This is a genomic window from Streptomyces silaceus (genome assembly GCF_001419745.1).
GTDB lineage: Bacteria > Actinomycetota > Actinomycetes > Streptomycetales > Streptomycetaceae > Streptomyces > Streptomyces silaceus.
Window position 1 is genome coordinate 1 of record NZ_LIRJ01000136.1, and the last position, 20607, is coordinate 20607.

A 20607-nucleotide genomic window follows, 5' to 3' on the forward strand; every position below is an offset into this window, starting at 1 on the left:
GCGCGCGGCCGGGCGGATCGGGATCGTGCAGTCGGCGGTGAGCCGTCAGGTGCGGCTCCTGGAGCGGGAGTGGGGCGTCACGCTCTTCGAGCGGTCGACGCGGCACGTGCGGCTGTCGGGGGCGGGCGGGCGGCTGCTGCCGGAGGCGCGTGCCGTGCTCGCGGCGGCCCGCAGGGCGGGGCAGGTGGCCGCCGGCCTCGCGGGCGGCGCGCAGGGGGTGCTGCGGCTCGGCGTGGTGCAGGGGCCCGGCGGACGGATGTACGGGGTGCTGGACGAGCTGGCGGCGCGGGCGCCCGAACTCCAGGTCGTGCTGCGGCGGTTGCCGCCCGCGGAGCGGCTCGCGGCGGTGCGTACGGGCGAGCTGGACGCGGCCTTCGTGCGTGCCGTGCGCGCGGCGGAAGGTCTGGAGCTGCTGCCCGTGTGGCGCGATCCGCTGTACGTGGCGCTGCCGTCGGCCCATGTGACGGCGGGGGACGAGGGGCCCGGCGTCACCCTCGACGCGCTCGTGCGCTCGGGGCTCCCCCTACGGCTCGCGCCGCGCGCGAAGAACCCGCCCTTCCACGACCTGGTCACCGACGCCCTGCGGGAAGCGGGAGCCCGACAGCCGCTCCTCGGGCCGCCGTTCACGACCTTGCAGGAGACGCTCACGGCGATCGGGGCGGAGGCGGTGGCGGCCGGCGGGAGCGGAGGCTCCTGGACCGTCTTCTACGAGGCGGGCGCCCTGCCCTCACTTCCCCGGGTGGCGATACGGCCGCTGCACGGACCGGCGCTGACCACCTCCCTGGCCGTCCGCCCCGGCCCACCGGGCCCCTCCCTGCGGGAACTGCTGCTGGTCACGTCCGCGGCGCGGCCCTAGGCCCCGTCCGCCTGTTCGGGCTCCCACGAGGCGATGTCGCGCAGGGCGGCCAGATGGCGGGCGAACGCCTCGCGGCCCGGACCCGTCAGGGAGAGCCAGGTGCGGGCGCGTTTGCCGACGAAGGCCTTGCGGACCTTCACGTACCCGGCCTGCTCCAGGAGGGCGGCCTGTTTGGAGAGGGCCGAGTCCGTGATCTCGACGGTGTCGCGGAGCGTCTTGAAGTCGGCCTCGTCGACCGAGGCCAGCGCGGCGACGATGGAGAACCGGACCGGCGCGTGGATCACGGTGTCCAGGGACTTGCGCGGATGGTTCACGGGGTGGCCCCTGGGGTGCCGGCCGTCCTGCGGTCGAGGACGCCGATCACGGCGAAGGGCACGCCGCACAGGACGGCTCCCGGCAGCCACCACAGCGGTTCGCCGGAGAAGAACGCCGTGCCGAGCGTGACCGTGAGCGTGTAGAGCGCGGCGCCCGCCGTCGTCGTGAGGGCGTACAGCGTCCGGTGGTGGCGGGCCAGCACCGGACGGGTCGCCGTGTAGATCACGAGCCCGAAGAAGGGGATGAGCAGGACGACCGGGACGGCGTACTGCGAGGAGGGCTCGATCAGCAGTCCGTAGACGGCCGTCAGGACCGTCATCGCCAGGCCGAGGAGGAACACCACGGGGCCCGGCCTGCGGTTGCCGCCCCCGCGCATCCGGGAAGCCAGTGCGTCGGCCGAGGCGAGGGCTTCCCGCGCTTCCTTCTTGTCCATCATGGCGCCTTCCGTGCGGGACAGGACTGGAGGATACGGTCGCACGTCCGCGCCTACGCGGCCTCGCCCTGGTCCCACTTGAACGTGCGGACGGCCAGGGTGACGACCACGGCGGTGGTGGCGACGACGACCAGGACGGAGAGCCACGCGGGGTGGGTCGGTTCGCCCTGGGACATCTGCGTGAGCATGAGGTCCGCGAAGAAGGACGTGGGCAGCAGGCCCAGCGTGGTGCGGACGGCGTCGGGCATGAGCTCCAGCGGGAACGCGAGACCGCTCAGGAAGAGCGCCGCGAGCTGCACGAGCGTACCGACGTTGGTGGCGGCGTCCGGCGAGGAGAGCCGGCCGCCGATCAGATAGCCGATGCCGCCGAACATGGCGAGGCCGAGCAGCGCGATGCCGAACAGCGCCGGGAGGCGGCTCGGCTCCACCTTGCCGAGGGCGGCGGCCAGCGTGAGCAGGACGGCCGCCTGCGCGGTGACCATGAGGACCCTGGCGAACATGTGGGTGAAGACGAGGCGGGCGCGGCCCACGGGTGTGGTGCCCAGGAGCCGGAGGGTGCCCTTGGTGCGCAGACTGGCCAGCGGTCCCGCGGTGACGGTCAGGGCGGCGCTGGTCACGGCGAGGAAGATCGCCATCGGGAAGACGAGCTGGAGGAAGTCCGGGGCGCCGGAGTCCTTCGGCATGGCGAAGCCGAGGCCGAGGAAGATGGCCAGCATCCCGAAGGGGAAGAACAGGGCGAAGTAGAAGTACTTGGGGTCGCGGACGAGCTCCCGGCCGTGCATGAGGGCCAGCTCGCGCGAGGACGCGGAGATCACACCATCACCCCTTTCTTCTCGGACGTGGCGTCGTCGTGCTCGGCGGGCGGCTCGGTGCCGTCGCCCGCCTCGTGGAAGGAGACCCCGGTGAGGAGGCGGAAGACCGCTTCGAGCCCGGCCTCCTTGATCTGGATGTGGCGGGCCGCGAGCGGACCGGCGAGCAGGCCGAACAGCGCGTCGGAGTCCTCGGTCCGCACGACGACCCGGGTGGTGGTGCCGGAGTCGTGGCTCTCGACGTGGGACACCCCGGGCGCGCTGCGCACCCGCGCGAGGTCGGTGCCGGCCTCGACGGTGAAGTGCACCTCGCGCTCGGGCGCGTGGGTGCCGATCAGGTCGTGCGGTGTGCCGCACGCGGCGACCCGGCCCTTGTGGAGGACGGCGACCCGGTCGCAGAGCGTCTCGGCCTCCTCCATGGAGTGCGTCGACAGCAGGACGGTCCCGCCGGATGCCTGGTGCGCGCGGATCGCGTCCCACAGCTCCTGGCGCGCGTTGGGGTCCATGCCCGTCGAGGGTTCGTCGAGCACCAGCAGGCGGGGGCGGGAGATGAGCGCCGTGCCGACCAGGAGCCGCTGGCGCTGTCCGCCGGAGAGCTTGGCCACCCGGACGTCGCGCGAGGACGACAGGCCCATCCGCTCGATGATGGCGTCGGGGGTCTCGGGGTCGGGGTAGAGGGACGCCCAGACCCGCAGCAGTTCGGCGACCGTCTGCTGCTCGAACACGGCGGCGTGCTGCGGCTGGATGCCGACGCACGTGCGGATCTCGTCGCGCTGCGCCACGGGGTCGTGTCCGAGGACCCGGACGGTGCCCGCGGTGGGGCGGCGCAGACCGGCGAGGGTCTCGATGGTGGTGGTCTTGCCGGCGCCGTTCGGACCGAGCAGACCGAAGATCTCCCCCGGCCGCACGGAGAGGTCGATGCCCGCGAGGGCGACGACGTCCCCGTGGGGGCCCGGATATCGCTTGGTGACGTTCTCGAGCAGGATCGCCGCTTCGTGCGACGGGCTTCGTTCAGCCATTCCGCATCTGCCTCTCATCGGCTGGCGCCGAGGTCTCGCCGTGCGTACCGCTGTCCATCGTCTTGACTGTCAGCATGGCATCTACTTTCCAATTTGGAAAGTAGATGCACAGTGGGTAACTCGAATGTCCGGGTGGCTAGTCGGCCGAGGCGAGCACGCCGAGGAGGCTCTCCTCGGCCGGTACGAAGCCCCAGCGGTTGAGGTCCATGTGCAGGTAGTGCAGGAGCAGCGACTGCCGCGGCACGGGGTTGCCGTCGGCCTCCGCCGCGTCGAGGGTGCGGACGACCGTGCCGACCTGCCGCACCACGCTCTCCTGGAGGGACGCCTCGACGGACGCCTCCTTCGTGCCCTTCGCCGCGCGGGACAGGAGGCCGCGCAGGTCCTCCTGGGCGGGCGCCGCCATCCGCAACTGCCGCCCCCACTGGCGGCGGTGGGCGGTCCAGAACCCGGTCCGCGCCTCCGCGTCGGGCAGCGCGGCCCCGATGAGCGTGCGCATGTACGACACCGCGAGCGCCGCCCGGTCGAAGAGCGGGTCGAGCGCGCCGATCCGCTGGTCGTCGTACCACCGGCAGGAGGCCGTGAAGAGCTCCTCGGCCCGCGCCACCCCCCGCGCTCCCCCGTACTTGGCGAGCTCCGGCGCGTACAGACAGCAGCGGGCCTGTTTGACCAGCGGCAGCCCCTGCGGCACGGAACCCGGCACGAGGCGCTCCGCGGGCGCGGGCCGGTCGAGCCCGTGCAGCAGCCCGACCAGTTCGGGCAGCCGCTCGTGGACGCGGTCGGCCCCGTCGGCGGAACACCTCAGGCGCAGCCGCAGATGGTGGCCGCTCATGTCCCAGTAGCGGGTGAAGAACCACGCGGACGCCGCCTCTTGTGCCGCCACCGCGGACAGCCAGGGGATCAGCACGCGGGTGGCCTCGTCCATCGCGTCCGGGTGCCCGGGGTAGGCGCGGACGTACCACCAGTCCGTGTCCACGCCCCCGTCCGTGCGGTCGGTGCGGTCCTGTACCGGCATCATCGGTTCTCCTCGGGCCAGGCCAGCAGGGCCACGTGCTCGGTGACCCGGGGCCGGCCGAAGGCGTCGCGCTGGGCGTGCAGGGAACGCTCGGGAAGTGCCTCCACGAGCCGGAGGTGACTGGTCCGCGGGCTGAGCCAGTGGTGCAGGACGCCCACGGACAGCGGCGAGGCCAGGGACACCCACATCGGTTTGCGGTCGGCGCTCATGCCGAGGGCGTCGCCCGCGCCGGCGAGCTGGTGCACGAAGACCTCCTCGGGGATGCCGTGGGCCCGGCGCAGTTCGTCGAGCCGGACGGCGAGAGCGGTCTCGTCGCGCTCGCCGCCCTCCGGGCGCGGGAGCGCGGAGGCCGGCACGATCCAGGAGGCGCGGCGGGTGACGAGACGGCCGCCGGGGCCGTCGGTGACGCGGGGCAGCGCCACCACGTCGTCGCCGCAGAGCGGGCCCAGCTCGTGGGCCTTGGTCATGGTGTAGTCGGAGTGCGGCGAGCCGTTGACCCAGGGGTCGGCGAGGATCGCGAGCAGCCGGACGTACGACTGGAGCAGGTGCTGCGGGATGAGCCCCAGGTAGGCGAGGCCGACGGGGTCGCCGCCGCGGTCGAACAGGGACAGCGTGCCGGTGCGGGCGTCGTGGGCGAGCACGGTGTCGTCCAGGGTGATCCCGTTCTCCGCCCCGACCTCGCCCGGCAGCACCAGCGGCGGCAGGACACCGCCGCATTCGGCCTGCACGGTGTTGCAGTCGGTCCACACCACCAGCTCGCGGTGGGTGACGCCGGGCCAGCAGCGCTCGGTGTGCGCGGCGAGCCGCTCCCGGAAGCCGTCGCCGAGCAGCTCGCCGAAGCGGCTGAACAGCCCTCCGGTGCCCGCCCCGTACTGGTTGACCACGAGACGGTGGCGGCCCGCCTCGATGTCGGCCCGGTCCGCCGCCGCCAGCTGGAAGAAGACGCCGGTGTTCGGCGGGGCGCTGGTCGGCCCGACCGGGAGCCAGGCCCGGTCCCCCGGGTCGCGGCGGCTCGCCATGTCCGCGAACAGCGCACGTTCCAGCGGCGGGTTGGCGTCCCGGTCGACGGTGAGCCGCATGAGGAAGCCGAGCGGGTCGCGGCAGACGCCGCCGGGGCCGAACTCCGCGGTGAAGCGCTCCAGGAGGAAGTCGTAGAGGTGCGAGCGGAAGAGGTACGGCCGCACCCGCTCGCCCAGGACCGCGAGGTCCTCGCGGACCTCCGGCACGGTCAGCGGGTCGGGCAGGGCCAGGTCGGTCTCCCGGTCCTCGTAGACGAGCCCGCTGGGCTTGCGCTCCCCCCGGTCGCTGCGCTCGCTCCAGCCGCCGGTGAGGTCCGCCAGCTCCGCGGCGGCGGCGATCCGCCCCGCGCCGTCCGCCCGCCACGCGCCGTCCCCCAGGTCGTGGGCGCGCACGAGGTCGCCGCGGCCGATCGGCGCGGCGGCGCCGTCGTCCGTGAGCAGCGCGGCCAGCGCGGGGAACGGCGCCTCGCCCCGGTGCCACGGCGGGACGGGCTGCACGATGCCGGCGTCCAGCAGCCGGACGAACCGGGCGAAGGGCCGCGATCCGCCGACGGCGGCGAGGAGTTCGTCGAGCGCGGCCTCCGGGGGCAGCCCGGCCATCGCGGGCAGGGCGTAGTCGGCCTCCACCGCCCGGTCGTGGCGCCAGACGACGCCCTCGGTGATGATCACCTCGCTGTGGAGCAGCAGGCCCTCCGGCTCGGTGGGGGTGCCGGGGCGCACGGGCGCGACGCGGTAGCGCAGCAGACCGGCCGTCGCCGGGTCGCGCGCCAGCCGGCGCAGCGCGAGGTGGGCGGTGGTCGCCGAGGTGCGGCTGAGTGCCCGGCCCTGCCCTCGTGCCCCGGCCTCGCCGACGGTGGTCAGCCCGGAGAAGGGGCTCGTCTTGACGGCGGCGCGGGCGACGTAGGAGTACAGCGTCTTCAGCTTCTTCGCCGAGCGGGCCTTGTGGTCGCGGTGGCGGATCCAGTCGGGCGCGGCGATCGCGAGGGAGGCGGCGAAGTCGCTCTCGCCGGGGCCGCCGTCGCCCGCTCCGTCGGAGACGAGCGTGCGGTGCAGGGCTCGGACGGCCCAGTCCCGGTCCTCGGCGAGCTGCTGGCCCAACTGGTCGAGCAGCGCCCGCCGTTCGCCGACGAGACGGATCCACTCGTCCACGAGGACCACCGCGTCGGCCGGGAGGCGCCCGGCCATCCGGCCGCGTACGTCCTCGTCCCAGGGCAGCGGGTCGAGGCGGTTGACCGACCGTTTGGCGGCCAGGACCTTCCGGCGCAGCGGTACGTCGTCGTCGAGGAGGGGGACGAGCGCGAAGAAGGCGTCGGTGAGCCGGGGTGCCAGGGCGCCCAGGCGCTGCGCGACGGCGGCGTGTTCGGCGAGCAGCTTGCGGGTGGCCGGGGCGACCAGGTCGAGCGCGTCGGAGGGCAGGCCCGCCACCCGGGTCAGGACGACGGGGGAGATCACGAAGGCGCTCATCGGCCCACCGCCGAGAGGGCGAGGTCCACGGTGGCCGGGACGGCGTGGAACATGGCGTAGGCGAGGAGGCAGACGTAGGCCACGGAGAACAGTCCGTACGCCATGTGGCCGCGGCGGGCGCCCTTGCCGAGGTTGGCGAGGTGCGCGGGGAGTTCCTCGCGCCGGAGGGTGTGGCGCAGCAGGGCGAAGGCGCGGCCCCGGGCGTTGGTGAACCCGGTCGCCGCCTCGATCGCGGTGTAACCGTCGCTGGGCATCAGCGGGTTGAGGTTGATGATCAGCATCAGGAGCTGCATCCCCAGCAGCAGCGCGGCGGTGTCCCTGAGCAGTCCGGTGGAGTTCAGGGCGACCGCGCCCGACAGCGCGCAGAACCAGCCGTCGCTGAGGACGCCGGCCATGGCCAGGACGACGCGGCCGCCGCGGCCCCGGTAGCGGTAGGCGTCCGTGCGGTCCACGTAGGCGACCGGCATGAAGTAGAAGAGCAGCGCGACTCCCAGGCCGCGGACGGGGGTGCCGAGCATCTGCGCGACCAGGGCGTGGGAGGTCTCGTGCATCAGCACGTACAACAGCATCACGCCGGTGGCGATCAGGAACGCGGGGCCCGCCATGTCCTTGGGCGGCGGCATCTCGGCGAACAGGGTGTGGAAGCCGAACGCGTACCCGGCGAGCGCGCCGAGCGCGGCGACCAGCACGAGGAGCTTGGCCGGCAGGGCGCGCAGGACCACGGCCAGGGGTTCGAGGACGCGGGGCAGGGAGCGGGTCAGGACGATCCGCGGCATCAGCATGGACGTCCGCACGCGGGCGCCGTCCTGGGGCTTGTCGGGCAGCGCGGAGCCCACGAGGAGCCCGCTCTTGTCCAGGGCGGCCAGGAAGGTGTCGATCTGCCGGGAGAGCGCCTCGGCGCGTGCCTGGTCGGCGCGCGAGAGGAAGGCGACGAGGTCGTCGCGGGTGCGGGTGCCGTCCAGATAGGTGAGCACCACTTCGCCGGCGCGGGTGATGCGGTGGTAGTTCCCGGTGACCGGATCGAAGATCAGCGGGATGTCGTCCATCCCGCGTATGACCTCCAGCTCGTCTCGGAGCTTCGGTGGCGAACTGATCACTGTCTACCTCTCCTGTACTCCTGGACGCCCGGGGCCAGACGGGCCGTGACCCGTTGACCCCGGGCCCTGCGTTGCAGGATGCTGCGAAATGAGAAAGCCGCCTTTCAGCGGCGCCGTGACGGCGCCGCTGAAAGGGAGGAGCCGAGCCCGGCGGGCCGGTGCCGAAACGGTGTCAGCCAGTGAGGCACCGCCCGCCGGGGCCGGTCACCCGTACGACGACGCCGTGGTGGCGCTGCTGGCCGAGCTGACCGGACAGGACGCGCACGCGGCGGACGTCGCCGTGGAGAAGGAACCCAGGGCGTTGCCCTGCGGCAGTTCCTCCACGAAGAGCTCCTCGTCCATCGCGTAGAGATCGAACGCGTACGGATCGCTGTGCTGCTCGCTCATGGGGTGTCACCTCTTCTCTGGTGCTGGCTCGCCGGCCGTCGCGGACCGGCGGGGCGGAAACGGTTCAGCCGACGCAGGACGCCGTGGTGGCGCTGCTGGCCGAGCTGGCCGGGCAGGAGAAGGAGCTCGCCGAGGTGGCGCTGGAGAACGAGCCCAGCGCGTTGCCCTGCGGCAGTTCCTCCAGGAAGAGCTCGTCGTCCGTCGCGTAGAGGTCGATGAGCTGGTCGGTGCTGTCGTTCACGGGTGGGATCCCTTCTGGAAGTGGCGTGACCGCGCGGGTCGGCTCAGCCGAAGGTCGAGGCGCTGCCGACGCTGGAGGCCGAGGTCGCCGGGCAGGACGCGGTCGACGCCGAGGCGGCGGAGAACCAGCAGCCCAGCGCGTTGCCCTGCGGCAGTTCCTCGACGGACAGGTCGCCGTCCAGGGCGTACAGGTCGAACGCGTCCTCGTTGGTGGTGTCCACTGATCGATTCCTTTCGGACGAGGTGCTGTGGAAGGTGCTCGTGACGGAGGCCCCGGTGGAGCCCCCGGGCCGCTCAGGTGTAGCTGGAGAAGGAGGTGAAGGAGGAGGCGGTGGTCGCCGGGCAGGAGGCCGAGCTGGCCGAGCCCGCGGTGGAGACCGACGCGAGGGCGTTGCCGTCCGCCAGCGTCTCCATCTCCAGGGAGTCCTCGAGGATGTCGTCGAGGACGTAGAGCTCCAGTTCAGGCATGGTGCGCTTCCTTTCTTCCGGGTGAGGGACCGTCAGCCGGTGCAGTTGGCGGTCATGATGCTTCCGGCGCTGCTGACCGGGCAGCTGGCCGTCGTCGCGCTGGAGGCGGTGCTGAAGGTGCCCAGCGCCACGCCCTCGGGGATCTGCTCGATGGACAGCTCCTCGTCGCCCAGGTCGACGCTGTGGAGGTCCAGCTCCCACGCGCTGGCGTCGGTCATCGGATCACTTCCTTCTCTTCGTGGTGGTGCTCGGATCACCGGCGGCCGGTCGGCCCCGGAGGCTCGGGGGGCGGCACGGGAGCGCCGCCCAGGGCCAGGGCGAAGAGCTGGTGCCTGCTGGCCCCGTCGCTGCGCAGCGGCAGCCGTACGGAGGCCGGGATGAACCCGGCGAAGACGGTGCCGACGAGCCCGACGGCCACGGCGTCGAGCCACATCGTGTAGGCGGCGGCCGCGGTGCGGGTCATGAGCGTGCGGTAGCCGTGGGCACCGTGCAGTTCGCTCGCCCGGTCCAGGTCGGCGGCGAGGGAGATGATCGCGGCCGAGTCGCAGAACTCCCGCTGGATCGTGAGGCCGCGCAGCGCCTCGCCCTCCGGCAGCGGCGCGACCCTGACGTAGGACCGCTCGGCGCCGGACGTGTCGAGGCCGTACATGCCGGGCTCGAGACCGCCGAGCCGGAAGGCGACGACGTTGATCTGGAGCGGCAGCCGCTCCGCCTCCTGCGGCCAGGACGCGAGGTCCGCCTCGATGCCCCGGGCGGCCACGTCGGCGACGAGCGAGGCGTCGACGGGGCCGGGCCCGAAGAACCGTATGGAGCGGCGCTTCTCCAGCACGGTGAGCAGGGACGACCGCTCCCGCTGCCGGGCGGGGAAGCGGACGGGCGGTCCGAGGGGGACGAGCGGCGGGGCCTCGGGCCGCGCGGGCGCCGTCGCGGTGGCGGTGCCCGCGGGCGCGGGATCCCGGAAGGCGGTGAGGAGTTCGGCCGCGAGGTCGTGCGGGCTGCTCATGGGGCGTCTCCCAGGTCGATGACGGCCGTGACCGGTTCCTTGTCGGGGTTGATGCCGAGCGCCGCGGCGACGGCGTCGTCGTCCCAGCGGTGGCGCAGGGCGAAGCCGATGCCGAGGGTGCGGGCCGCCTCCCGGGCGGTGGCCTGCGCGCAGCCGCTGTCGAGCAGCACGATCCGCAGGGCGAACGCGGAGTACTTGCGGGCGACCTTGGGGAAGTCACCGGTCAGCACGACGCTGACCGGGCGGTCTCCGGGCACGGCGTCGGTGTGGGAGGAGAGCCGGGCGAGCCGGTGCTCGGAGGAGACGTAGCCGTAGACGCCGGGCGCGATGCCCGGGACGTCGCGCACGACGGCGTACGCGGTCACCGAGCCGATGTTGCCGCCGCTCGCCGTCCAACGGGCCACCTTCTCGGCGCTGTCGGCGTTGTCGGCCTTGATGCCCGCCGTGACGGAGAGCAGCAGCGACAGCGTGTCCGGCCCGAGCGGCGTGCCGTGCGGGGGCGTCCCGGAGCGGTCGAGCCGTTCGTGGCCCGGCGGCGGCAGCTCGACGGCGGGGGCGACCGGCCAGGTCCGCGAGACGCGCTGCAGCGCCAGGTTGGAGGGCTTGTAGTGCATCTGGTGCGCCTTGAGGTCGGCGAACTCCTTCGGCGGCATGGCCACCGACGCCTCGAAGCGCGTGGCGGGCGCGGCGCGTTCCACGACCGGCCCCTCGGCGACGGAGCAGCGCGGACAGCCGGGCCGGGTCGCGGAGGAGGTGTCGCGCTGGCCGAGGCTCTCCAGGTCGACGAGCCGCCAGCGCATCGGCAGCGGTGTGGGCGTCGTCCGGGAGACCGCGGCGAACACGTCGCGGGCGAACAGCGCGGCGGCCAGCTCGTGGTCGCCGGCGACCGCCGTGCGGTCGTCGTCCTCGTCGTCGGCGGTCAGACAGTCCAGGCACGGCGTCGTCCGCGAGTCGACCAGCGGGCCCAGGGCCGCGCGGCGGCCCCGCACGCTCAGGCGCAGCAGCGGGATGCCCTTGTCCCAGCAGTGCTCGGCGAGGAGCCCCGGACCGGTGCCGTTCCCGCCGTCCTGTCCGTCTCCCCCGGCGTCGGCCCAGACCACGAGCGTCGTCCGCTCGGTGGGGGTGTCGCCCGTGCCCAGAGTGACCGGCGTGGAGCCGGTGAGTTCGTCCCGCAGGAGTCCGGCGAGCACCGGGTCGCCGAAGATCTCGACCTCGGCGGTACGCAGCCGGGTGGCGGCCTCCTCCCAGCAGGGGTTCACCTCGGTGGCGCTGCCCACCCGGGACAGGTAGTCGGCGAGGCGGTCGTCGACGTCGGCGAGCGCCGCGCGGGCCGGCTCCGGGGGCGGGCCCTCTTCGACGACGCCGCAGGTCCACAGCAGGGAGAGCGCCTTGAACACGACCTCTTCGGGCAGCCCGAGCTCGGCCGCGAGCAGGTCGTGGGTGCGCTCGCCGTCGAGCAGGGCGAGCAGTCCGGGCAGCATCTCGGTGGCGGACCGGCCGCGGAAGAGCTGCTTCTTGGGCGGTCCCGTCACCACCACCTGGTCGGCCTCGGCGCCGATGACGAGGCCCCGGCGCACCCGTGGCCGCAGGGGGATGCGCAGTTGCGGGTCGAACCGCGCGGCGGAGCCGACGGTCTCGGCCGTCATCATGGATCGGTCGCTCACGCTGTCCGCCCTTCCGTGATCGATGCCAGTCGGCGCATGAGGTCGTCGCCCGCGGGGGCGGTGCGGCAGCGCTCACAGCGGTCCACCGCGACCACGGAGGACCTGCTGGTGGCGCCGGTGATCTGGTCGAACTTCCGCACGGTGCCGCCGATCGCCTCCGTGTCGGCCGGCGGGCGCAGCGCCTCCTCGGCCGCCTGGCGGGCGAAGGCCGCGGCGATGCCGACGTGGTGGACCGGATAGCCGGTCGGGTGGCGGTCCGCCGGGCCCGCGGTGCCGTGCTCGGGACGCCGGTGCTGGTTGCGACGGCGTACGTAGCACTGGTGGCAGGCCGTGCGGCCGGGGATCACCACGGGGCCGCACAGCACCTCGGTGGCGGTGGTGTGCACCCCGAACCAGGGCGTGCCCCAGGCGAAGGCGGCCCGGTCCGTGGCCTCGTCGATGCGGGGCCGCTCATGGGAGCCGGCCAGGACGACGAGATCGGCGCGGGGCCACAGACTCGGGTGGGTGCCCTCGTCGATCTCCATCAGGGTGATGTCGTGTCCGCGCTCCTGGGAGCCGTGTTCCAGGCGCCGTGCGACGTCCTTGCCGAACGCCCCCGAGGCGAGTACGAGCAGATGACGGTTCATGACCCACCTCATGCGAAGGGCTGCGGATCGGGATTGATGCCGGCCTCGTCGCGCACGGGGTGGCCCATGGCGCGAGGAGCCTCGTAGAGGCGGGGATGGGCGAGGTAGCGGGCCCGGTGGGCGAAGGAGAGCGGCATGAGCTGCGGCACCATGACGCGTACGGCGGTGGCGCCCACCTGGCGGGCCTCGTCGGTCGTGATGTCGACGACCACGACCTCGCAGCCCGCCCCGGACAACCGCTCCAGCAGCCAGGGCAGTTGCTCGGCGCCCTCCGGGGTGCGCGGCAGGTCGGCGAGGGACCGCGTGGGGCGCTCGCCCTCCAGGAGGAAGTCGAAGCGGTGGCGCTGGTCGGGCTTCCCGGCCAGGAGCGCGCCGCCGATGACGCTGACGATGTCCTGCGGGTCGTCCGGGTTGGTGTGGCGGCTCGCGTGGGAGCGGAGCGCGATGCGCAGCGAGGCCGCCTCGCGGTGCAGCTTCGCGATGGCCTTTCCGGGGTCCGTGTCGCAGGTGGCGACGACGAGCTGGGCGAGATCGCGGTCGTGGTCGGCGAGCTGCACGCCGTAGATGACGGGGATGCCGAGGTCCGTCGTGGCGTCGAAGAGCAGGGTGCGGATGTTCTCGCTGGCCGCCCGCTCGACGAACGCCCGGTGCTCGGGGGCCAGTTCGTCGGGCGAGAACTCCAGCCGGGGCAGCCGCAGGCGCTGCAGCCAGGTCAGGGCGATGGAGTCCCGTTCGACGACCTCCATCAGGCCGTTGGCGACGGCGGCGAGCGGGTCGGCGTGCGTGGCGCAGCCCGTGGAGACCGGGTGGACGTAGCGCTCGGCGGCCGACTCCGGCGAGCACTTCAGGTAGACCTGCACGGCCGGGACGTACACCTTGCGGCCGCGGGCCAGGGACCAGCCCTCGACCCAGCGCAGGGGCATGTCCCGGTCGGTGGGCACCAGGCCGCAGCGGGGGTCGGCCAGTTCGGCCGCGGAGAGGTTCGGCCACTCCCAGGGCGCGATGGCGTCCTCGCCGAGCTCGGCGGCGGTCGCCCAGATCATGTCCCGCGGGGACCAGGCGCACGAGGAGTACCGCTCCAGTGATTCGGCGGCGGCGAGGTGCGCCGCCGTCTCGCTGTCCAGCGCGCCGCCGGCCCCGTCGAAGTTGCCGGAGGAGGCGTCGTGCGTCCACTCCGACTGCGCGGCGAGAACGGCCCCCGGGTCACCCAGCGATCCGGAGAAGACCGCGAAGTCCGGCTCGCCCTCGGTGACGGGCAGCCAGGTGAGCCGCGACACGAGCCCATAGGGCGACACGAGCTTTCCGATACGGCGCAGGGATTCCGGCACCGCGGCGCCTTGGGGCGTCGCCTGGAGCGTCCTCATTCCTTCCCCTCTCCGGCCCGGTTGAATCCGGCCGAGCCGCGGCCGAGCCCTCTTCCCATTCGCATCCGTCGAAATCGCAAAACAATTCCCTCGTTCCGGACAGTGCAACTCCGCTTCGCGCCAGGGGAGGCCGAGAAAATGCAACGCATGTTTCTACGGGTCACTAGCGGGACAGCAGAGGACGTGTTTGACTCCGTTGGGCGCCGCGAGCGGCTCGGGTTCGCAATCTGCTGCGAACGGTTCCAACCTTCATCACGTGGTGGACACGTCGGGGCGCTGTTCGGCGAGGCAAAGAATCTTGAAACGGGGATGAACAGATTGGACGACTCGTACGAGGAGAGCTTCGCGCGGTACGTCGTGGGCGCCCGACCCGCACTCAGACGTAACGCCTTCGTACTGGTGGGGGACTGGTTCGCCGCTGACGATCTCGTACAGCAGACACTGATCGCCGTGTACCGGCACTGGGAGCGGCTGGACCGCCACGACGCACTGTCCGCCTACACCCGCACCGTGATGGTGCGGCTCTTCATCGACGAACGACGCAAACACCGCTGGACCCGCGAACTGCTGCAGGACTCGTTACCCGAACCCGCGCCCGCACCGGAGGAGTTGACCCGGGTCGGGGACCGGATGGTCCTGCTCAAGGCGCTCTCCGACCTGACGGCCCGGCAGCGCGGGCTCGTCTACCTACGCTACTGGGAGGATCTCAGCGTCGAGGACGTCGCACAGATCATGGGGTGCTCCTCCTCGACGGTCCGCGGCTCCACGTCGAGGGCGCTGCGGATCCTGCGCGAGCGCCTCGGCGGGCTCGCGGCGCCCGTGCGGGAGCACTGAGGAATGACGTGTCAGGCCGCCGGCCAACAAGGCGCCCCGCCAAGGGTGTTGTCCTTGTCAAAGGTCCGGCGGCCCGGCATTGTGGGCCAGATGAACTCAACAGCGGCCGCAGATACTCCTGCCAGGAGACAGACACAGGAATCCTCCGAGGGCGCCTTCGGCGCACGGCGAGCTCCGGATCCGCTCGCGAGGGAAACGTGTTCTGTACCTTTGTTTTTATGGGGGTTGAGTCATGGGTGAAAAAGAGCGCGACGAGGCGCCGAAAGGCGAGCGGGATGCCGCCGAGTCGCTCCGCGAATGCATGCGCGCACTCCTGGACTCGGAGCCGGCCCCGCCTCCCGTGTTGAACGACGAGGAACTCCTCGCGAAAATCCGCGAGACCGCCGCGAAGACCCCGCCGGAAGAGGACTTCGACTAGCGGGCGCCGTCATGCCCGGCCGGTCCGGTACGCCGGACCCGGCCCGCCCGCAATCACGAGACCCTTTTCCCTTTCAACCACTCCTCGTACTTCTTTCAACCACTTCTTGTGCCTCTTTCAACCACTTCTCATGGTGACCAGGGCGACGGCGGACATCGCCGCCTGCATCTCCGCGATCGCCTTGCGGACGCTCTCCCCCGCCCATTGCCCCTCGGAGATCTCCCGCATCCTTGGGACGACCTCGCGGCGCGGCACATCGGGAAAGGCCAGGCGGTGCAGTTTGGCGCCGTGCAGCAGCGCGACGAGGCCGGCGGAGCGGTCGTCGGGCTCGGCCCCGCACAGGACCACGTCCGCCAGGCGCGCGCGCAGTGCGCGCTCGACCGTGCCGTCCGCCTCGGGGAAGCGCCGCACCGGGAACATCCCGAGCACCTTGTGCTCCTCCTGGCCGACCAGGCCGCGCTCCGTGAGGGAGGCGACGGTGGCATCGATGACCTTGCGGTTGTCCTTGGTCAGCCACTGCGTCACCTTCGGCGGCGCGCTCTTGCCCGCCGCCCAGGCGCCGATCGTCGCGAGCCGCTCGTCGAGCAGCGCGATGCCCGTCGGAGCCGTGTCGGCCACGGTGATCCGTCCGCGGTCCACGGACAGCCGCCGGGCCAGGACCAGATCGAGGACGATCGCGGCGGCCACCGCCCACTGGCAGGACTGCCGCTCCTTCACCGCCCCGGACTCGTCGTCCAGCGACAGCAGCATGATCTCCTCGGCGAGTGTCACCGTCACGTCCGGCCCCCCTGTCACTCGACTCGTGCTCTGAGACGTGAAGAACGGGCAATCAGTTCCGCCGGTGTCCCGCATCGCTGAAGATGTGCAGATGAAGAGTGACTTGTTCTCCAGTGACCACATGGCTCAGCCGTCCCACGCGCCCGGGATGACCCTCCAGAACGCCAAGTCGATCAAGTACACGGTCGACGGCGAGATGCACGCCCGGCAGGGCGCGATGATCGCCTACCGGGGCAATCTGCAGTTCGAGCGCAAGAGCCAGGGCGTGGGCGGGATGCTCAAGCGGGCGATGACCGGCGAGGGTCTGCCGCTGATGGCCGTGCGCGGGCAGGGCGAGGCCTGGTTCGCGAACGAGGCGCAGAACTGTTTCGTCGTGGACATCGAGCCCGGTGACGTCCTGACGGTCAACGGCCGCAACGTCCTGTGTTTCGACGCGAGCCTCTCGTACGAGATCAAGACCGTGAAGGGCGCGGGGATCACCGGCGGCGGCCTGTTCAACAGCGTCTTCACGGGCGCGGGCCGCCTCGGCCTGGTCTGCGAGGGCAACCCGCTGGTGATCCCCGTCTCCCCCCAGCAGCCGGTGTACGTCGACACGGACGCGGTGGTCGGCTGGACCGCCGACCTCCGGACGTCCCTGCACCGTTCGCAGTCCTTCGGATCGATGATCCGCGGCGGCTCCGGTGAGGCGGTGCAGCTGATGCTGGAGGGAGAGGGGTACGTCATCGTGCGGCCGAGCGAGGCGACCCCGCAGAAGCCGCAGCAGCACTGACGGTGCCGCCCCTGGACGGCGCTCCTAGGCGGCGGCCTGCTTCTCGTGGCCGACGAGGCGGACGCAGACGGTCAGGCCCTTGATCGCCTGCTCCAGCTCCGCGAGGCCCGGGTAGCTGGGCGCGACGCGGATGACGGCGTCGCGCGGGTCGTCGCCATAGGGGTGGGTCGCGCCGGCCGGGGTCAGCACGATGCCCGCCTCCGCGGCGCGGCGCACGACCTCCTTGGCGCAGCCGTCCTGGACGGTGAGCGTGACGAAGTAGCCGCCCTTGGGCGAGGTCCAGGTGGCCAGGCCGGTGCCGCCGAGCTCGGCCTCAAGGATCCGGGCGACCGCCTCGAACTTCGGCTGGAGCAGGGCGCGCTGGCGCTCCATGTGGGCCCGCACGCCGTCGGCGTCCTTCAGGAACATCACGTGGCGCAGCTGGTTGACCTTGTCCGGGCCGATCGAGCGCTTCTGGTTGTTGGCCAGCAGCCACGTGATGTTGGCGGGCGACGAGCCGAAGAAGGCGACGCCGGCGCCGGCCGCGGTGATCTTCGAGGTGGAGCCGAAGACGAACGCCCGGTCCTCGTGACCGGCCCGCGCGCACGCGGCGAGCAGGTCGGCGATCTCGGCGGGCTCGTCGGTGAGGTGGTGGGCGGCGTAGGCGTTGTCCCAGAAGATCCGGAAGTCGGGGGCGGCGGTGGGCATCGCGGCCAGCCGCGCCACGGTCTCGTCGCTGTAGACGACGCCGTCGGGGTTGCTGTACTTCGGTACGCACCAGATGCCCTTGACGGCCGGGTCCTCGGCGACGAGACGCTCGACCTCGTCCATGTCCGGGCCCTCGGGCGTCATCGGCACGGGGGTCATGTCGATGCCGAACCGCTCGCAGAGCGCGAAGTGGCGGTCGTAGCCGGGCACCGGGCACAGGAACGCGACGCGCTCCTGGTCGACCCAGCGCGACTCGGCGCCGGGCAGGGTGCCGAGGAGGGCGTGCACGAGACAGTCGTGCATCAGCTCCAGGCTGGAGTTGCCGAGGGCGAGCAGCTGTCCGGCGGGGACCTGGAGCAGCTCGGCGAAGATCTCCCGGAGCTCGGGCAGCCCCTGGAGTCCGCCGTAGTTGCGCACGTCCGTGCCGTCGGCGGAGGTGTGCCGCCCGCCGGGCAGGCTCAGCAGGTCCTCGGCGAGGTCCAGCTGCTCGGGCGCCGGCTTGCCCCGGGTCAGGTCCAGGGACAGACCGCGTCCGGCGAGGTCGTCGTAGTCCTTCCGCGCCCGGTCGAGCAGCCCGTCCAGGGCCTGGGCGTCGGGGCTCAGCTCGGTGGTCATCGTGGTGCCTCTCGCAGGTGCCGCATGGGTGGGTGGTACGGGATGGAGCCAGCCGAGGATATAAACCGAGCCCCTCCCCCGGCACACCTGCCCGCTTCGCGAGATTCCTCCCGCCCCGCGGTGGACAGCGGCCGGGGCGCGGTGCGCGGTCCGGGTCAGCACCGCGGCCGCGCGTTCGTGATCGCCGGGGAGCCGCTGGGCCGGGAGCGGGCCGCCTCCGGTGGGTCCGCCGGCTGGCAGAGGACGAAGGCCACGTCGTCGGCGAGCGGGACCTTCGTGTGGCCGGTGAGGCCGGCGTACAGGGCGTCGAGCGCGTCGGAGGGCAGGGGCTCGCCCAGGGCCCGGGCGACGCCTTCGAGCAGCGGGAAGTCCGTGCCGCTCGCGTCCCGCGCCTCGCTGAGGCCGTCCGTGTAGAACAGCACGCGGTCGCCGGGCTGCAGCCACGCGCGGGTCAGCGCCGGCCGCGGCCCGAGCCCCAGCGGCGGCGAGGGCTCCTTCGGTTCGAGCTGCCTGGTCTGCAGGCCCACCCGCAGCGGCGCGGGGTGCCCGCAGTTGACGAGCCGCACCTCGCCGGGGGCGAACTCGGCGAACAGCGCGGTCACGAAGTCCTCCGGCCCCAGCACCCGGCCGACCCGGTCGTCCATCGTCCGCGCGAGATCGCTCAGCCGGGGCGTGACGTACGCCAGGTCGCGGAAGGCCCCGATGACCTCGGAGGTGACCCGCAGCGTCGCGAGGTCGTGGCCGCACACGTCCCCGATGAGCACCCGCAGGCCGTACGGCGTGTGCGCGACGTCGTACACGTCGCCGCCCACCGTCGCCCCCTGGACGGGACAGTGGTGGCGGGTGCACACCTCCACGCCCCCGATCCGCCGTGCGACGGGCCGCAGGATCGCGCCCTCCGCCGCCCGCGCCACCTCGGTGATCCGGGCCAGCTCCGCCGTGTCCGAGGCGCGCCGCGCGGCGGCCCCGACGGTGAGCGCGCCGCCCGCGACCAGGACCAGGAAGTCCAGCAGGAACGACGGGGAGGCCTCGAAGCCGTGCGCCGCGCAGGCCACGAGGGCGAGCAGTACGGCCCCGCACGCGGCGGCGGCCGTCTGCCGGACGCCCTGGCGCAGGCAGGCCGTCAGCGGCGCGATGAGCAGGGTGGCGGCCGCGGGCTCCCAGCCGCCGACGAACACGGCGGGGGCGGCGAGGGCGGCGGCGACGGCCCAGGGCAGGGCGCGGCCGGCCCTCGGCTCCCATCGCTCGCGCCACCCCTTGAGGACGACCATGCACGGCCCCCTGACTCCGCGTAGCCCCGCATCGGTAAGCGGCCACTATGGTGCAAGGACCGCCCCTGCACGACCCGTTGACCGGACCGTGCCGACGATGACCGGCGATGATCCACCCGTGGCGTCTTTTGCCCGCCTCACGCGGGGGATCACTCAAGTCGCGGCAAGCCCGGCCCCGAGGTCGCGGCGCGGAGGAGACTGGGCACGTGCATCTCCCCAACGAGACGACGAGTTTCATCGGGCGGACGGTCGAACTGCAGGCGGTCGAGGGGCTGTTGGCGGCGGACCGTCTGGTGACACTGACCGGGGTGGGCGGCGTCGGCAAGTCCCGGCTCGCGCTGCGGGCCGCCCGCCGCGCGGAGCGGCACCTCCCCGACGGGGCCCACCTGGTCCAGCTGGCCCCGCTGCGCGACCCGTCCCTCCTCGGGAACGTCCTCCTGGAAGAGCTCGGCCTGGTCGACCGGGCCACCGGGGCCGCCGAGGAACTGGTCGCCCAGTGGCTCGCCGACAAGCGGCTCCTGCTGGTCCTCGACTCGTGCGAGCACCTCGTGACGGCGTGCGCCCGCATGGCCCGCCTGCTGCTGGACGCCGCACCGGGCGTACGCATCCTGGTCACCAGCCGCCAGCCGCTCGGCGTGCTCGGCGAGCGGTGCTTCGAGGTGGACCCGCTGCCGGTGGCGCACCCGCCCACCGGGGCGGACGCGGCGGCCGGGCACGGCGACGCGCTGACCCTCTTCGCCGAGCGGGCCGCCGCCTCCGCCCCCGGACTCGCCCTGGACGGCGCCCGCCGCGCCTCGGCCGCGGCCGTCTGCCACCGCCTGGACGGCATCCCGCTGGCCATCGAGCTGGCGGCGGCGCGGCTGCCCGGCCTGTCCGTCGAGGAACTCGCCGAGCGGCTCAAGCACCGCTTCGAGGCGCTGATCACCAAGGACGGGACGGGCGCCACCGAGCCGCCGCGCCACCGGACCCTGCGCACCACCATCGGCTGGAGCCACGAGCTGTGCGAGCCGCTGGAGCGGCTGCTGTGGGCCCGGCTCTCGGCCTTCACCGGCGGCTTCGACCCGGCCGGCGCGCGGGCCGTCGGCGCGGGCGGCCCGCTCCCGGCCGACGACGTGATGCGGGTCCTCGACGGCCTGGTCGCCAAGTCCCTCGTACGCTGCCGGGCCGACGACGCGGGCGGCACGCGGTTCAGCATGCTGGACACCGTGCGGGAGTTCGGCGCGCACTGGCTGCGCGAGCTGGGCGAGGAGTACGCGACGCGCCGCGCGCACCGGGACTTCTGCCGCGACCTCGCGCTGCGGGCCGACGCCGGGTGGCTGGGGCCGCACCAGATCGACTGGTACAACCGCCTGGCCGCCGACCACGCCAACCTCCGTACGGCGCTGGACTTCTGCCTGGCCGAGAGGGACGGCCGCGCCGCCCTGGAGATGGGCGGGGCGCTGTGGTTCTTCTGGTTCGCC

24 protein-coding genes are annotated in these 20607 nt (G+C 73.0%); 5 read left to right on the forward strand and 19 right to left on the reverse strand.

Translation table 11 applies throughout. From position 1 onward, the window contains the following. Window positions 1-856: LysR family transcriptional regulator (locus AOK22_RS14730; protein WP_055699098.1), on the forward strand; the 856-nt coding region annotated here is incomplete at its 5' end. Here the strand turns inward: AOK22_RS14730 and AOK22_RS14735 are convergent. The 16 genes from AOK22_RS14735 to AOK22_RS14795 form a co-directional block, all read right to left on the reverse strand. Next, window positions 853-1170: a winged helix-turn-helix domain-containing protein gene (locus tag AOK22_RS14735; RefSeq protein WP_055699099.1), complete on the reverse strand. Its 318-nt coding sequence runs from the start codon at window positions 1168-1170 to the stop codon at window positions 853-855. The genes AOK22_RS14730 and AOK22_RS14735 overlap by 4 nt on opposite strands. Then, window positions 1167-1607 (reverse strand): hypothetical protein, encoded by a 441-nt coding sequence (locus AOK22_RS14740; RefSeq protein ID WP_055699100.1) that lies wholly within the window; start codon window positions 1605-1607, stop codon window positions 1167-1169. The genes AOK22_RS14735 and AOK22_RS14740 overlap by 4 nt, the downstream gene beginning before the upstream one ends. A 50-nt stretch (window positions 1608-1657) precedes the next feature. After that, complete coding sequence (locus tag AOK22_RS14745) at window positions 1658-2419, reverse strand: ABC transporter permease (RefSeq protein ID WP_055699101.1); 762 nt, start codon at window positions 2417-2419, stop codon at window positions 1658-1660. Beyond that, the gene (locus AOK22_RS14750; RefSeq protein ID WP_055699102.1) at window positions 2416-3432 is read right to left on the reverse strand and encodes an ABC transporter ATP-binding protein; all 1017 of its coding nucleotides are present in this window, start codon (window positions 3430-3432) and stop codon (window positions 2416-2418) included. Before AOK22_RS14750 ends, AOK22_RS14745 begins: the two co-directional genes overlap by 4 nt. Before the next feature lie 136 nt (window positions 3433-3568). Then, window positions 3569-4447 carry a lantibiotic dehydratase C-terminal domain-containing protein gene (locus tag AOK22_RS40835; RefSeq protein WP_055699103.1) on the reverse strand — a complete coding sequence of 293 codons (879 nt, stop codon included), beginning with the start codon at window positions 4445-4447 and terminating at the stop codon, window positions 3569-3571. Continuing rightward, window positions 4444-6927 (reverse strand): lantibiotic dehydratase family protein, encoded by a 2484-nt coding sequence (locus tag AOK22_RS41435; RefSeq protein WP_055699104.1) that lies wholly within the window; start codon window positions 6925-6927, stop codon window positions 4444-4446. The genes AOK22_RS40835 and AOK22_RS41435 overlap by 4 nt, the downstream gene beginning before the upstream one ends. Continuing rightward, the gene (locus AOK22_RS14765) at window positions 6924-7973 is read right to left on the reverse strand and encodes a PqqD family peptide modification chaperone (protein ID WP_069885680.1); all 1050 of its coding nucleotides are present in this window, start codon (window positions 7971-7973) and stop codon (window positions 6924-6926) included. Before AOK22_RS14765 ends, AOK22_RS41435 begins: the two co-directional genes overlap by 4 nt. A 255-nt stretch (window positions 7974-8228) precedes the next feature. After that, window positions 8229-8411 (reverse strand): thiocillin family RiPP, encoded by a 183-nt coding sequence (locus AOK22_RS14770; RefSeq protein WP_055699106.1) that lies wholly within the window; start codon window positions 8409-8411, stop codon window positions 8229-8231. A 64-nt stretch (window positions 8412-8475) separates the two neighbouring features. After that, entirely contained in the window at window positions 8476-8652 is a 177-nt protein-coding gene (locus AOK22_RS40845) for a thiocillin family RiPP (RefSeq protein WP_107101936.1), read from the reverse strand. Window positions 8653-8695: 43 nt separating this feature from the next. Beyond that, window positions 8696-8872: a thiocillin family RiPP gene (locus AOK22_RS40850; RefSeq protein WP_107101937.1), complete on the reverse strand. Its 177-nt coding sequence runs from the start codon at window positions 8870-8872 to the stop codon at window positions 8696-8698. Window positions 8873-8945: 73 nt separating this feature from the next. Then, the gene (locus AOK22_RS40855) at window positions 8946-9119 is read right to left on the reverse strand and encodes a thiocillin family RiPP (protein WP_107101938.1); all 174 of its coding nucleotides are present in this window, start codon (window positions 9117-9119) and stop codon (window positions 8946-8948) included. 32 nt (window positions 9120-9151) lie between these two features. After that, the gene (locus AOK22_RS14775) at window positions 9152-9337 is read right to left on the reverse strand and encodes a thiocillin family RiPP (RefSeq protein ID WP_055699107.1); all 186 of its coding nucleotides are present in this window, start codon (window positions 9335-9337) and stop codon (window positions 9152-9154) included. A 35-nt stretch (window positions 9338-9372) separates the two neighbouring features. Continuing rightward, the gene (locus AOK22_RS14780; protein WP_055699108.1) at window positions 9373-10122 is read right to left on the reverse strand and encodes a nitroreductase family protein; all 750 of its coding nucleotides are present in this window, start codon (window positions 10120-10122) and stop codon (window positions 9373-9375) included. Then, window positions 10119-11786 (reverse strand): nitroreductase family protein, encoded by a 1668-nt coding sequence (locus AOK22_RS14785; RefSeq protein ID WP_079143865.1) that lies wholly within the window; start codon window positions 11784-11786, stop codon window positions 10119-10121. The genes AOK22_RS14780 and AOK22_RS14785 overlap by 4 nt, the downstream gene beginning before the upstream one ends. After that, window positions 11783-12412, reverse strand: coding sequence for a TOMM precursor leader peptide-binding protein (locus AOK22_RS14790; RefSeq protein WP_055699110.1), 630 nt, complete (start codon window positions 12410-12412; stop codon window positions 11783-11785). Before AOK22_RS14790 ends, AOK22_RS14785 begins: the two co-directional genes overlap by 4 nt. An 8-nt stretch (window positions 12413-12420) precedes the next feature. Then, the gene (locus AOK22_RS14795) at window positions 12421-13776 is read right to left on the reverse strand and encodes a YcaO-like family protein (protein ID WP_055699111.1); all 1356 of its coding nucleotides are present in this window, start codon (window positions 13774-13776) and stop codon (window positions 12421-12423) included. Window positions 13777-14085: 309 nt separating this feature from the next. Between AOK22_RS14795 and AOK22_RS14800 the strand changes: the two genes are divergently transcribed. Together AOK22_RS14800 and AOK22_RS14805 are read left to right on the forward strand one after the other, a co-directional pair. Next, window positions 14086-14610 (forward strand): SigE family RNA polymerase sigma factor, encoded by a 525-nt coding sequence (locus AOK22_RS14800; RefSeq protein ID WP_063795257.1) that lies wholly within the window; start codon window positions 14086-14088, stop codon window positions 14608-14610. 232 nt (window positions 14611-14842) lie between these two features. Beyond that, window positions 14843-15028 (forward strand): hypothetical protein, encoded by a 186-nt coding sequence (locus AOK22_RS14805; RefSeq protein WP_055699113.1) that lies wholly within the window; start codon window positions 14843-14845, stop codon window positions 15026-15028. A gap of 117 nt (window positions 15029-15145) precedes the next feature. On the opposite strand, the gene AOK22_RS14810 is transcribed toward AOK22_RS14805, so the two are convergent. Further along, the gene (locus AOK22_RS14810; RefSeq protein ID WP_055699114.1) at window positions 15146-15805 is read right to left on the reverse strand and encodes a GOLPH3/VPS74 family protein; all 660 of its coding nucleotides are present in this window, start codon (window positions 15803-15805) and stop codon (window positions 15146-15148) included. A gap of 91 nt (window positions 15806-15896) precedes the next feature. On the opposite strand from AOK22_RS14810, the gene AOK22_RS14815 reads away from it, so the two are divergent. Continuing rightward, complete coding sequence (locus AOK22_RS14815) at window positions 15897-16574, forward strand: AIM24 family protein (RefSeq protein WP_055699115.1); 678 nt, start codon at window positions 15897-15899, stop codon at window positions 16572-16574. A 24-nt stretch (window positions 16575-16598) separates the two neighbouring features. On the opposite strand, the gene AOK22_RS14820 is transcribed toward AOK22_RS14815, so the two are convergent. Then, window positions 16599-17876, reverse strand: coding sequence for an aspartate aminotransferase type Ic (locus AOK22_RS14820; protein ID WP_055699116.1), 1278 nt, complete (start codon window positions 17874-17876; stop codon window positions 16599-16601). A 155-nt stretch (window positions 17877-18031) separates the two neighbouring features. Further along, entirely contained in the window at window positions 18032-19147 is a 1116-nt protein-coding gene (locus AOK22_RS14825) for a PP2C family protein-serine/threonine phosphatase (RefSeq protein ID WP_063795258.1), read from the reverse strand. Between the two features lie 206 nt (window positions 19148-19353). Here AOK22_RS14825 and AOK22_RS14830 point away from each other — a divergent pair. Beyond that, a partial coding sequence (locus tag AOK22_RS14830) for an ATP-binding protein (protein ID WP_341845569.1) occupies window positions 19354-20607 on the forward strand: 1254 nt, incomplete at its 3' end.